The 12,283-nt window shown below is 68.3% G+C and carries 12 protein-coding genes; 7 read left to right on the top strand and 5 right to left on the bottom strand.

Features of this window, described 5'->3' with window-relative positions; translation table 11 throughout:
• From ACIQ6O_RS06710 to ACIQ6O_RS06690, 5 genes are all read right to left on the bottom strand, one after another.
• Positions 1–239, bottom strand: a 239-nt coding sequence (locus ACIQ6O_RS06710) for a hypothetical protein (protein ID WP_396207009.1), incomplete at its 3' end; no start/stop codon positions are given.
• A gap of 297 nt (positions 240–536) precedes the next feature.
• Positions 537–2,441, bottom strand: a complete 1,905-nt coding sequence (locus ACIQ6O_RS06705; RefSeq protein ID WP_396207008.1) for a BatA domain-containing protein — start codon at positions 2,439–2,441, stop codon at positions 537–539.
• A complete protein-coding gene (locus ACIQ6O_RS06700) occupies positions 2,441–2,818 on the bottom strand; it encodes a type II toxin-antitoxin system VapC family toxin (RefSeq protein ID WP_396207007.1) in 378 nt (125 codons plus the stop codon). The genes ACIQ6O_RS06705 and ACIQ6O_RS06700 overlap by 1 nt, the downstream gene beginning before the upstream one ends.
• Before the next feature lie 54 nt (positions 2,819–2,872).
• Positions 2,873–3,091, bottom strand: coding sequence for an AbrB/MazE/SpoVT family DNA-binding domain-containing protein (locus tag ACIQ6O_RS06695; protein ID WP_396207006.1), 219 nt, complete (start codon positions 3,089–3,091; stop codon positions 2,873–2,875).
• Positions 3,092–3,230: 139 nt separating this feature from the next.
• Entirely contained in the window at positions 3,231–4,139 is a 909-nt protein-coding gene (locus ACIQ6O_RS06690) for a DUF58 domain-containing protein (RefSeq protein WP_396207005.1), read from the bottom strand.
• 136 nt (positions 4,140–4,275) lie between these two features.
• Here ACIQ6O_RS06690 and ACIQ6O_RS06685 point away from each other — a divergent pair, with 136 nt between their 5' ends.
• The 7 genes from ACIQ6O_RS06685 to ACIQ6O_RS06655 form a co-directional block, all read left to right on the top strand.
• Positions 4,276–5,376, top strand: a complete 1,101-nt coding sequence (locus ACIQ6O_RS06685) for a hypothetical protein (protein ID WP_396207004.1) — start codon at positions 4,276–4,278, stop codon at positions 5,374–5,376.
• Between the two features lie 96 nt (positions 5,377–5,472).
• Entirely contained in the window at positions 5,473–7,269 is a 1,797-nt protein-coding gene (lepA, locus tag ACIQ6O_RS06680) for a translation elongation factor 4 (RefSeq protein WP_396207003.1), read from the top strand.
• A gap of 4 nt (positions 7,270–7,273) precedes the next feature.
• Positions 7,274–8,305, top strand: coding sequence for a lipopolysaccharide heptosyltransferase II (waaF, locus tag ACIQ6O_RS06675; protein ID WP_396207002.1), 1,032 nt, complete (start codon positions 7,274–7,276; stop codon positions 8,303–8,305).
• 23 nt (positions 8,306–8,328) lie between these two features.
• Positions 8,329–9,438 carry a serine hydrolase domain-containing protein gene (locus ACIQ6O_RS06670; RefSeq protein ID WP_396207001.1) on the top strand — a complete coding sequence of 370 codons (1,110 nt, stop codon included), beginning with the start codon at positions 8,329–8,331 and terminating at the stop codon, positions 9,436–9,438.
• Between the two features lie 253 nt (positions 9,439–9,691).
• The gene (locus tag ACIQ6O_RS06665) at positions 9,692–10,708 is read left to right on the top strand and encodes an ROK family protein (RefSeq protein ID WP_396207000.1); all 1,017 of its coding nucleotides are present in this window, start codon (positions 9,692–9,694) and stop codon (positions 10,706–10,708) included.
• Entirely contained in the window at positions 10,705–11,751 is a 1,047-nt protein-coding gene (locus ACIQ6O_RS06660) for a PfkB family carbohydrate kinase (protein ID WP_396206999.1), read from the top strand. The genes ACIQ6O_RS06665 and ACIQ6O_RS06660 overlap by 4 nt, the downstream gene beginning before the upstream one ends.
• Positions 11,748–12,283: hypothetical protein (locus ACIQ6O_RS06655; RefSeq protein WP_396206998.1), on the top strand; the 536-nt coding region annotated here is incomplete at its 3' end. The genes ACIQ6O_RS06660 and ACIQ6O_RS06655, both read left to right, overlap by 4 nt.

Below are 12,283 nucleotides of genomic sequence, written 5' to 3'. Positions count from 1 at the left end.
GTGTCGTCCACCAGGGACTGGAGATCGGCCAACCACCGCTCGGCGTCCCCCAACTGGTCGGTGATCACCACCACCAGACGCTGCGGTAACGCGCGCGCGAGGGCGGCGACCAGCACCGCATCGGCGCTGCCGGCCAATCCACCAACACGAAGAGACCCACCCGGACCGGGAAGGGTCTTGAGCACACGATCGAAGGCGGAAAGCCCCGCGACCGCGTCGAGCAGACGTGGTAGTCCCATCAGACCTTCAGAAAGCCGTCAAAAGCGTGGCACCGGACCGGACGATCCCGCGACGCGGGAAAGGTACCATGGTCGCCCAACGGGCTGTGAGTGATGGGTCGTCGCGGTTTGCGGGGTGAGGGACGCGCACGATTTCAGATATGAGGGGTGAGGGACGCGCGCGCACGGAGATCACCGAGGGAGGTGAGGGCATGGAGTACCCCATCCTCTGGCAGTCGTGGGCACTCCGTGTCCTCACCACCCTCGGTGAGCTCGGTGCTGGCGCGTTTCCTCACTCCGGACGAGTGAGTCCACGGGTCACCGGTTGCTGACGTACGCCTCCGCCAGCAGCGCCGCGAGAGCGAGTGCCACCAAAGGCAGCAGCAACGCCTGTCCGGCGGCCCGGGAGAACACCGCCTCTTGCCAGACCGCTCCGTCGGAGGCCGTCACGACGTCCTTTCCGGCCACCAGCCCCGCCAGCGTCGCCGCGGCGTTCGCAGAATCGGCGGCGACCATCGTCAGGTCCGACTCCGACGGTTCGCCGTTCACCACGAGGGCCCCGACGCGCGCGTCCTGTCGGCGCAGGAAGTACACCCCGGCCTGCGCGGGCACGGTGAGGCGATCACCAGACATGGGCGCGACCTTGCCGTCGGGCGCTTCGAGCCCGGTCACGTCGCGCAGACCACTCACCACCTGCCCCGGGCTCGCCTCGATGAGACGGCCGTCGTCGCCCAGGCGGCGGGCCAGCGCCTCAAGCAGCCACGGAACGAACGCCGCATCGAGCGGCAGATCGGTAGCCTCGGGATCGATGGGCGACCCCATAAGCACGTATCCGTCACCAGCGACCACCCACGGCGCTCCACCGGCGGTGGCGATGGTATCGGGGACCGTCTTCACGGCACCGGCCGCCCCGCCCGGCGAATACACGAGCGGATAGCGGGTGCGGACCGGAGTGCCGTCGAACGCTTTTGCCGAGACCGAACCGGTGTCGGTCGAGCCGCCCCGTGACGGCACGCGGGCCAGCACCTGCGATCGGGCGATCGCACCGAAACGCCAGGGAATGCCGAGTCGCTCGAGCTGCCGGTTGGCCTCGCCCACGGCGATGGGATCGCGTGGTGCCGTGAGCAGCACCGGCAAACGGGTACCCACCGCCTCGGCGGCGCTCACGGTCACGGCACGACTGGCGCCCGCCGTGGCGCGCGCGAGCCGCCCCTCGTCCACCAGCGTCCCGAGGGCGGCGCCGAGGAACGGGCCCCCCTCACCACGCACGATGACCGTGGGCGGCGGCGCCACGCGCACCGCGAACCAACGGGTATCGTCGGCACGGAGGCCATCGGCGTCGAGCTCCACGCTCCCGCGCAGCCAGCCGTTGTTCGTGCTTGCCAGTTTCTGCGAGACGCGCGACGGGGACTCGAGCGTGGCCGCGGGCACGGTACCGCGGGCCACGGTGCGTCCATCGAGGGTGATCCGCCAGGCCGCCGAATCCGGTGCGGCGACGGCGAGGCTCACCGTGCCACCGGGGGTCCAGCGAACCGGTTCCGGCGTGGCCTGCAATACGGCGCGGTTGCGCGGCAGCTCGGCGCCACGGCGCAGGAGCACCACGGGCACCTCGGCGGCGTTCACCACCGAATCGGCGCGGAAGCTGCTCCGCTGCCCGTCGCTCACAATGGCCACCACCGGGGTGCGCGGCGTGCCGCTGCGGGCGAGTCCCACGGCGCGGCGCGCGGCCGCCGCGAGATCGCCACGACCGCCCAACGGCTGCAGCGCGTCGAGCCCGGCCTGCAGGGTGGCCGGCGTGCCGCCGATCACCCGGCCGTCGGCGGTCACGAGCCACGCACGGTCGTCGGTGGTGAGCTCCCCCACCATGCGGCGCACGTCGGCCCGCAAGCTGTCGAACAGCAGGCGGCCGTCCTGCACCACACCCGTGCTGAGCGAGTTGTCCACCACGATCGCCACAGCGATGGGCGCGTGGCCCACGCCGAGCCACCGTGCGATGGGGCGGGCCGCCGCCAGCGCCAGCGCAAGGACCGCGATGAGGCGCAGGATGAGGAGCAGCCGGTTGCGCAGCTTGAGATCGCGACTGTGTTCCTTCTCCATGCGCTCGAGATAGCGCACGGCGGGAAAGTCGAGGACGCGCCCCACGCGCCGGCGCAGCAGATGCACGAGCAGCGGCACGCCGGCGAGCAGACCGAGCGCAAGGAACGCCGGAGCGAGAAAGGCCATCAACGCACGCGCTGTTTGGGGTAGTACTGCACGTCGGGAAGATCCTTGAAATCGTCATCCTGGGTCCATACGACCCCACCCACCATCACGGCCGTTGCGAACACGATGCTGTCGGCCAACGGTAGGCCGTGCTGGGCCCCGACCTTCGCCGCCAGGAGCGCCAGCGACTCGTCGAGTGCCACGACCTGCCCCTGCTGCATCACCGCCGCGACCTGCAGCGCGTCCCCTTCCCCACGCTGTCGGGCGACGACCTTGAACACCTCGGTGAGGCAAATCGCGGGGACCACGAGCTGCGCGACGTGTTCGATGGGCGCCGCGAAGTGCGCCGCGGTCGGCTCGTCGGCGAAGTACGCCAACCAGGCGGACGAGTCGACCACGTTGGGGCGCGCGCGCTTTACCACGCGACCGCCCCCGCTGCGGCGGGCCGCTCCTCAGACACGATCTGCCCCACGACCACCCTCACGGGGCATCGTGGTGTCGAGGCCCTTGAGAAATCCGCGCAGGGCCCGAGCCGGCCGGAGGGGGATGAACTCGACCCGGTCATCATAGACGATCGCCTGCACTTTCTGCCCAGGCTCGAGCTTGAGGCGCTCCCGTACGGCCCGTGGGATGACCACCTGAAACTTTGGCGAGATGGTGACGATGTCCATGTGGTCTCCCAGGTAATCGATCGATGAGAATTTCGTATGACGCAAGGTAGATCGATCGCAATTCCGGGGCTACTCCCGAACGGCGACTCCCGCACGCCGACTCCGACAGACGCCGCCGCCGGCGCAGGCCAGCGCGCGCTCAGATCATCGCCCCGCGGCCGTTCGCACCCACCAGATGGCGGAGCGCACGACCGAACGGCTCATCGGTGTAGGCCAACGCGTAGCGGGCACCGGCGCGGCCGAGCGCCGACTTCCAGTCGGCGAGTGCTTCCCCCACGGTGGTCCGGTAGGTGCTGCGCACGTCGCCCGCACTCGCCGGGACTTCGTGTCCCGATTCGGGGTCGCGGTAGCGGGCCTCGCCCCCTTCGGGGAAGTCACGCTCGGCGGGGTCCATCACATGCAGCACCAGCACCTCGTGCCCGCGGGCCCGCAGGGTGCGCGCCGCATCGGCGGCGGGCGCCGGATCGGTGAGGAGGTCGCTCAGCAGCACCACGAAGCCGGGGCGCCGCACCAGCTTACCCGCGGCCGCGAGCGCCTCGCCCACGTTGGACTCCTTGCCCCCGCCGGGCTCGCTGAACGCGGCCACGAGGCGGCGCCACTGCCCGCGCTGTGAGCGCGGCGGGACCACGTCGCGCAGCCCCGCGTCGAAGCGCACGAGCCCCACGGCGTCACGCTGCCGGAGCAGCAGCAGCGCCATCGCGCTGGCCAGCCGCTCGGCATAGGCGAGCTTGGTGAGCCGGGCTGGGTCGCCCGTCCACTGCATGGACGCCGACACGTCGAGCACCAGCATGGCGCGCGCGTTCGTTTCTTCCTCGAACTGCTTGATGACCAAGCGGTCGGCGCGGCCGGCGATGCGCCAGTCGAGATAGCGGAGATCGTCGCCGGGCATGTACGGACGATGCTCGGCGAACTCCACGCTGAAGCCCTTGCGGGGGGAGCGGTGGAGGCCGGTGATGAACCCGTCGACGACCCAGCGGGCCACCAGCTCGAGGTGGCCAAGAGCGGCCAGCACGGCGGGGTCGAGTTGGTCGGCGCGGCTTTGGGTCATGTCCGCAAACTACGCGATTCCGGCCTGTTTCGTTCTGTCCCGTTTGGACGGCGGCCCATGGTTGACCGAAAAGGTCGGATAATCGTATGCTCCTTAGGAATACGTGTTGGAGAACCCCTGCTTACCGGAGGAGTCAGTGAATCGCTTCCTCGGCACTGTCGTTGGCCGTAACGCACTCGCTGCCGCACTCGCCGCCGCACCGTGCCTGCTCGGCCCCGTGCGAGCGCTTACGGCGCAGGGCGCCCCGGGGTCTCAGCCCGCCGTGTCCGTGATTGCCCGTCATGGCGCACCGTCGCTCAAGTCCTGGCCCGGCGTGGAGGTGCAGGCCACCGGAGACGCGTGGGTCACCGCGTTCGCCGTGTCGCGCGGCCAGCATGCCCTGCCCATTCAGGTGCTCACGCCCGGCCAGCCCGGAAAAGCGGCGCTGGTGAAGGCCGGGGCGCGCGTACCTGTCCGGCGCCTCGACAACGCGGAGATGCTGCATCTGGTGAACTACGGCCAGGAGCCGGTGCTGGTGGTGTTTTCCTCCACGCAGCCCCCCGACCTGTCGCCCTTCGCCGCAGGCAAGCGCTGGGGGCGCGATCTCATGATCGATACGCTCATCAACGACCAGCGCGAGATGGTCGATCTCCTCGGGAAGACGCTGTACGGCGAGGACGGGCAGTATCAGGTGGTCGTGCGTGGGACGCGTGAGCCCGCACCGCGATCGCCGCGCGCCACACGGTGGGCCTTCGCCGATGGCTGTACCGATGCGGCCACAAGCTGGGTCCGGCGCTCGGGTCCGGATGGACTCGGGCTCTACGGTTCCTGGGAAGACGTGGATCCGCTGGTACGCAATCTGGCCGGTCAGTCGACGGCGGCCGGCCAGGAACTGCGCCAAGCGAATGGCGCGCCGATCACGCTCAAGGGCGGGGCGCGGGCGAGCATCCTGCCGCCGGCCGCACTGGTGGGGGCCGAGTGCCGCGGGTATCGCGTCGCGTGGTGGCCGAGGCTCGATGAACCCATGCCGGGCGACACCACGCGCGGTGCTCGCAGCGGAGCCATGCAGCCGCGCTATCCCGGCGTCGACGCGCAGGTGGGCACGGTCCCGGGCCCGCGCCCGACGACTGATGCGGGTGTGACGTCGCGCGTCGACGCCCCGCTCACCCCCAAGATCATCGTCAATCCAGCCGAGGTGGCGCGGGACGCCCACGCCATCCGGTCACTGCAGGGTGTGCCCAAGCCCGGCGGCGGCTGACCCCAGCCCGACAAGCCGCCCACAACTTGGGCACACTTCGCCCCTCCGCTATGTTGAAAGGCTAGAACGTTTTCGGCATTCCAGAGGAAGGCTCCGTTGCATCTCAGTCACATCCGCAATTTCTGTATCGTCGCCCACATCGACCACGGCAAGTCCACCCTCGCGGACCGCCTGATCGAGAAAACCGGCACGCTCCAGAAGCGCGAAATGAAGTCGCAGGTGCTCGACACGCTCGACCTCGAGCGCGAACGCGGCATCACGATCAAGCTGAACGCCGTGCGCATGAGCTACACCGCCGGCGACGGGCAGAACTACGAGCTCAACCTCATCGACACCCCGGGTCACGTGGACTTCACGTACGAGGTGTCGCGGTCGCTGGCCGCCTGTGAGGGCGCGATTCTCGTGGTCGACGCGTCGCAGGGCATTCAGGCGCAGACGCTGTCCAATCTCTTCCTGGCCATGGACGCGGGGCTCGAAATCATCCCCGTGCTCAACAAGATCGACCTGCCCGGCGCTGAGCCGGAGCGTCGCCGTCAGGAAGTGGTGGACCTCATCGGCTGCCTGCCGGAAGACGTGCTGTGCGTGAGCGGCAAGGAAGGCACGGGCGTGCCCGAGCTGCTCGAGGAAATCGTGAAGCGCGTGCCGCCGCCGAAGGGTGAACTCGACGGCCCGCTGCGCGCGCTCATCTTCGACTCGTACTACGACAAGTATCGGGGCGCCATTCCCAGCATCCGCGTCGTCGACGGCGAGATGCGCAAGGGAATGAAGATCACGTTCGGCGTGTCCGACAACGTGTACGAAGTGGCCGAAGTGGGATACCTGCAACTCCGTCAGGTCCCCACCGATGTGCTGCGCGCCGGTGAAGTGGGCTACGTGCTCGCCGCCGTGCGATCGGTGCGCGAAACGCGCGCGGGCGACACGATCTTCGACAAGGACAACCGCGCGGCGGAAGCGCTACCCGGCTATCAGGAAGTGAAGTCGTTCGTGTTCGCGGGTATCTACCCCACCGACACGACGCAGTACGAGACACTGCGCGACGCGCTCGAGAAAATGAAGCTCAACGACGCGTCGCTGCAGTACGAGCCCGAAACCTCCACCGCGCTTGGCTTCGGCTTCCGCTGCGGCTTCCTCGGGCTGCTGCACATGGAAATCGTGCAGGAGCGTCTCGAGCGTGAGTACGACCTCGATCTCGTCACCACGGTGCCGAGCGTGGAGTACCACGTCACCAAGACCGACGGGACCGAGTTGCTGGTCGAGAATCCGGCGCTCATGCCCGCTGCCGTACTGATCGACGACGTGCAGGAGCCGTACGTGCGCGCGCGCATCATGTGCCCGGCCGAGTACATCGGGCCCATCATGACGCTCGGCATGGAGCGCCGCGGCATCTACAAGAACACGCGCTTCCTCGACACGGTGCGCGTGGAGCTCGACTGGGAGTTCCCGCTCGGCGAAATCATTCTCGACTTCTTCGACAAGATGAAGACGGTCAGCCGAGGCTACGCCTCGCTCGACTACGAGATGCTCGAGTACCGGTCGAGCGACCTGGTGCGCCTCGACATGCTCATCAACGGCGACGCGATCGACGCGTTCTCCGTGATCGTGCACAAGGACAAGGCGTACGAGTGGGGCCGCAAGGTGGCGGAGAAGCTCAAGGAGCTCATTCCGCGCCAGCTGTTCGAGGTGGCCATTCAGGCGACCATCGGCCAGAAGGTCATCGCCCGTGAAACCGTGAAGCCGCTCCGTAAGGACGTGCTCGCGAAGTGCTACGGCGGCGACATCTCACGGAAGCGCAAGCTCCTGGAGAAGCAGAAGGAAGGCAAGAAGCGCATGAAGCAGGTCGGCAGCGTGGAGATTCCGCAGGAAGCGTTCCTCGCGGTGCTGCAGGTCGACTGACGGCGTGATCAGCGCGGTCCTTCAAACGAGTTTTCTTGGCGACATGGTCCTCACCACCCCGCTCCTCGAGCGGTTGGCTGGTGAGGGCCTTGTGCATGTGGTGGCCACGCCGGCGAATGCCGCGCTGCTCGCCAACCATCCGGCGGTGGCAAGCGTGATCGTGTTCGACAAGCGTGGCGCCGATCGAGGCCTCGGGGGACTGCATCGCGTAGCGGCGCGCCTACGTGCCGTGGGAGCGCAGCGGGCGTATCTCGCGCAGGGCTCGAGCCGCACTGCCGCGCTCGCGTGGATGGCAGGGATTCCCGAACGTATCGGCTTCGACACGAGTGGCGGCCGGCTGTTCACCACGCGACGTGTGCCGTACCACCGATCGCTGCATCACGCCGCGCGGCTGTGGCAGCTCGCCAACGCTCCTGGCGATCTCACCGCGCCGTCGGTGCTGCGGCCGTCGTTGTTTCCCGGCGCGGCCGAGCGCGATGCTGTTTCGCAGCTCTTGCAGGCGCATGGCGTACACGAGGGCGATGCACTCGTCGCGCTCGCACCCGGCAGCGTGTGGGCCACCAAGCGCTGGCCGTCGTTCGACGCGTTGGCCACGGAGCTGGTGCAATCCCCCGCCCTGCGCGACGCGCGCGTCGTCGTCCTTGGGGCAGCCGGTGACGCACCACTCGCCGCCGCCATCGTCGGTGCCGTGGCCAGCGCCGGCGGCCCGCCGGCCATCGATGCCACGGGCCATCTGTCGCTGCTCGGATCGGCGGCACTGCTCTCGCGGTGCCGTGCACTGGTCAGCAACGACTCGGCGCCCCTGCATCTGGCGAGCGCGATGAACATCCCCACGGTGGCGCTGTTCGGCCCCACGGTGCCGGCCCTCGGGTTTGGTCCGCTCGCCGAGCGGCGTGTGGTGGTGCAGCACGAGACGCTCGCCTGCAGACCCTGCCATGCGCACGGGCCGATGCACTGTCCGTTGGGGCATTGGCAGTGCATGCGGGAATTGTCACCGGCGCACGTGCGCCACCATCTGGAACAGATCATCCGATAGCGCCGGGTTAACGTCCGCGCGTCATGACCGTCAGCCCAATCATGATGAATGTTCGATTTGTAGCCGCGGCCCTGGTGATCGGCATGATGGCGTGCGGAGGGAGCAACGAAGCGCCCACGGCCGTGCCTCCGGAAACGCCCGCCCCCCGCACCCTTCCGACGGTCTTCCCATCCGCCAGCGGCACGTGGGCGACCATCGCGCCCGCCTCGCTCGGATGGGACACCACCGCCCTCAATGCCGCCAGCGATTGGGTCGGCAGCCAGCAATCCACCGCGTTCGTCATCGTCTGGCGGGGGCGCATCGTCGCCGAGCGCTATTGGCGCGGATGGACGGCCGCCACCGACAGCATCATTGCCTCGGCCGGGAAAAGCATCCTCGCCACCGTGGTCGGGCAGTTGCAGAGCGAGGGGCGACTGTCCCTCGATGCACCCGTCACGCAATATCTCGGCGCCGGCTGGAGCCGCTCGCCGGCGACCGAATCGCGCATCACCGTACGCCATCTCCTGCAGATGGCGTCGGGACTGAATGATTCGCTCCAGGTCGTCGTGCAGCCCGGGACGCGCTTTTATTACAACAATCCGGCGTATTACCAGCTGTTCGCGGTCGTCACACGCGTGAGTGGGCAGGACATCAACACTGCGACCCGCACGCGTCTGTCGACGCCCATCGGCATGGGCGGCACTTGGCGCCTCAACATCGATACCGGCGAGCCGGGATTCATTTACAGCTGCACGGCCCGCGACATGGCGCGATTCGGCCTCCTGCAGCTGACCAACGGGCGGTGGGACGGCACCCGGGTGGTCGATTCGAGTTGGGTACAGCAGATGCGCCAGCCAGGACCGCCGGACAACGGCGCCTACGGCATGCTCTGGTGGCTGAATGGCAGCAACGGGTTCCGGATCCCAGGGCCGTACCTCCTTCCCACCCAGCCCGGTATGCTGATCCCATCAGCGCCGCGCGATCTCATCGCCGCGCTCGGCAAGGGCGACAAAAAGATCTACGTGGTACCGAGCCTCGACCTGGTGGTAGTACGCCATGGCGCTGAAGCTGACGCGAACGGCGGCAATCCCCTCGCCCTGAGCGCCTTCGACGAGCAGCTCTGGCAACGCCTCCGGGCCGCGATCCGATACTAAAAGGGCCAGCGCAACGTCGCCCGGCCCCGGGCCAGCGCAGCGTCGCCCGCCCCCCGGGCCAGCGAAGCGTCGCCCAGCCCCGGGCCAGCGCAGCGTCGCCCGGCCGTAGTTGCCCGCGTAGTTGCCCGCGTCGGTTCCAACGCGTTTGCGCCAACGCGTCCGCGCCAACGCGTCCGTGCCAACGCGTAGTCTTCCGCGCGTAGTCCCCCACCCGCCCGAGCGCGCCCTCCTCTCCCCCCGTTACATTTGGACGATGCCCTCCCCGTCCCTCTCCCCGGATACGCAGTTCATCATCGGTGTCGACCTCGGCGGCACCAACATCGTCGTTTCGGCCATGTCGCTCGACGGTTCCCACCTGTTCGGTGAACAGGCGGAGCCGACGCTCGCCGCCGAGGGGGCCGATGCCGTCGTGGCCCGCATGGCCCGTATGGTGAATACCACCGCGGGCATCACCATGCAGGAAGCCGGCGTCCCGAAGAGCGCCTTCCTTGGCGTGGGCATCGGTGCACCGGGTACGGTGGACCGTGAAAAGGGGCTGGTCCTCGCCGCGCCCAACCTCAAGTGGTACGACTTCCCGCTCATCGAGCGGATGACCGAACTCACGGGGCTGCGCGTCTGCCTCGACAACGACGCCAACTGCGCGACCTACGGGGAGTGGTGGCTCGGCGCCGCGCGTGGCGGGCGCAACGTGATCGGCGTGACCATCGGCACGGGCGTGGGCGGCGGCATCATCATCGATCGCCAGGTGTACCACGGCTCGAGTGATGCGGCCGGCGAGATCGGCCACATCACCATCGATCTCCACGGCCGTCGCTGCGGCTGCGGCAACTACGGCTGTCTCGAAGCCTATGCGTCGGGCAGTGCCATCGCCGAACGCGCGCGCGAAGCGCTGCACAACGACGAATCGTCGGTGCTCCCCACGCTGGTGAATGGCGACCTGTCCAAGATCACGGCGGCTGTGGTGTACAAGGCCGCCGGTCAGGGCGACGCGCTGGCGCTCGAAATCGTGCGCGACACGGCACGGTACCTTGGCGCGGGGCTCGCCAATCTGCTCAACGTGTTCAATCCCGACGTGGTGGTGATCGCCGGCGGTGTCACCCAGGCTGGTGAGGCACTCTTCGGTCCGCTGCGTACCGAAGTGCGCCGTCGCGCCTTCAAGAGTGTGAGCGACAGCTGCCAGATCGTACCCGGCACGCTCCCAGGTACCGCTGGTGTGGTGGGCGCCGTCGCGTCATTCATCTCGCAGACCACCGGGCGCCCGCCAGCGTGATCAGCCGCGGCAGCGCGCCCGCCGGCGCCCGCAAGAAGCGCGTCGGGGTCATCGGCAGTTTCGTGTGGGACGTGCTGCACGGCCGTGACGGCCGCAGCGTCCCCCTCGAAGAGTGGGGCGGCATCACGTACTCATTGTCGGCGCTCGACGCCGCGCTCCCCGAGGACTGGGAAATCGTGCCGCTGGCCATGGTGGGCCAGGATCTGGTGGAACGCGCGCAGCTGTACATCCATCGGCTGCGCCGCATGGCCCCCGACGCACACCTGATCGGCGTGCCCTACCCGAACAACCGGGTGGAGCTCCGCTACCTCGACGACGAGCGACGCACCGAGCATCTCACCGGCGGGGTGCCGGGGTGGACCTGGCTCGGGCTCAAGCCGGTGCTCGAGAGTGCGCAACTCGATGCGTTGTACATCAACCTGCTGAGCGGTTGGGAACTCGATCTCGAGACGGCGCAGCTCATTCGCGCACACTTTCGGGGGCCCATCTACTGCGACCTGCACATGCTCGTGATGGCGGTGCAGGCCGACGGGCTGCGCACGCCACGCCCGTTACCCAACGTGGCCGAGTGGTGCGCGTGCTTCGACGTGATGCAAGTGAACGAAGACGAAATGGCACTCATGGCGCCCGACTCCATGGCCTTGGCGGCGACGGCCATGGCCGCCGGGGTCTCGGTGCTCGGCGTGACGCTCGGCAAGCGCGGGGCGGCGTATTTCGCGGCCCCCGGCATCGAACGTCTGAGTGATTTACCGGAGCGGAGAGGTCACAACGTTGTCCTCTCCACATCGCCGCGCGGCGGAGCGGGGGCACTCGGGGCCCTGCGCACCGAACTCGTGCCCGGCGTACCGCCGCGCGTTGACGGCCCTGGCGACCCCACGGGCTGCGGCGATGTGTGGGGGGCCACCCATTTCTCCAGACTCCTCGCCGGTGATAAGTTGACGGACGCCATTGCGGCGGCGAATCGTGCCGCGTCGCGCAACGTCGAACATCGCGGGGCCAATGGTCTCGCGAATCATCTTCGTGGAGAGCTCAGCACCACGTGACGACCGTCATCAGCGTGCCGCCCTCGCTCGACGAACACACGTTCGAGCATGTCATCGAGCAGTTGGCGAATACGCCGGAGGGATCGAAGATCCTGCTCGATGCCCGCCATGCGCGTTGGGCGTCGCCGTACGGTCTCACCGCCTTGCTGTGCGTGGCACAATCCCGCAGCGAACGCATCGGCTTTGCGGTGCCGGAGCATCCGGACACGGTCTCGTACTGGTCGCGCACGGGCTTCTTCCGCCATGCCGCCGAGTTGTACGACCTGCACGGCAGCGTGCCGCGATCGCGTGAAGCGCACGAGAGCGACGTGCTGCTCGAGATTACGCCCATCACCAAGAGCGATGACGTGCACGGCGTCGTGGGGCGGATTCAGCAGAAGGCCGCGGATATCCTGCATGGGCAGCTGAACCTCGAAACGGCGGTCACCGGCTCATTCGGTATGGCCCTCAGCGAGTCATGCCAGAACATCGTCGAACACGCGGGGCTCGGCGGATGGGTGGCCGTGCAGACGTACAAGTACACGCGGCGTCT

The organism is Gemmatimonas sp. (genome assembly GCF_044345575.1).
GTDB lineage: Bacteria > Gemmatimonadota > Gemmatimonadetes > Gemmatimonadales > Gemmatimonadaceae > Gemmatimonas.
This window is presented reverse-complemented; position numbering and strand designations above follow the sequence as displayed.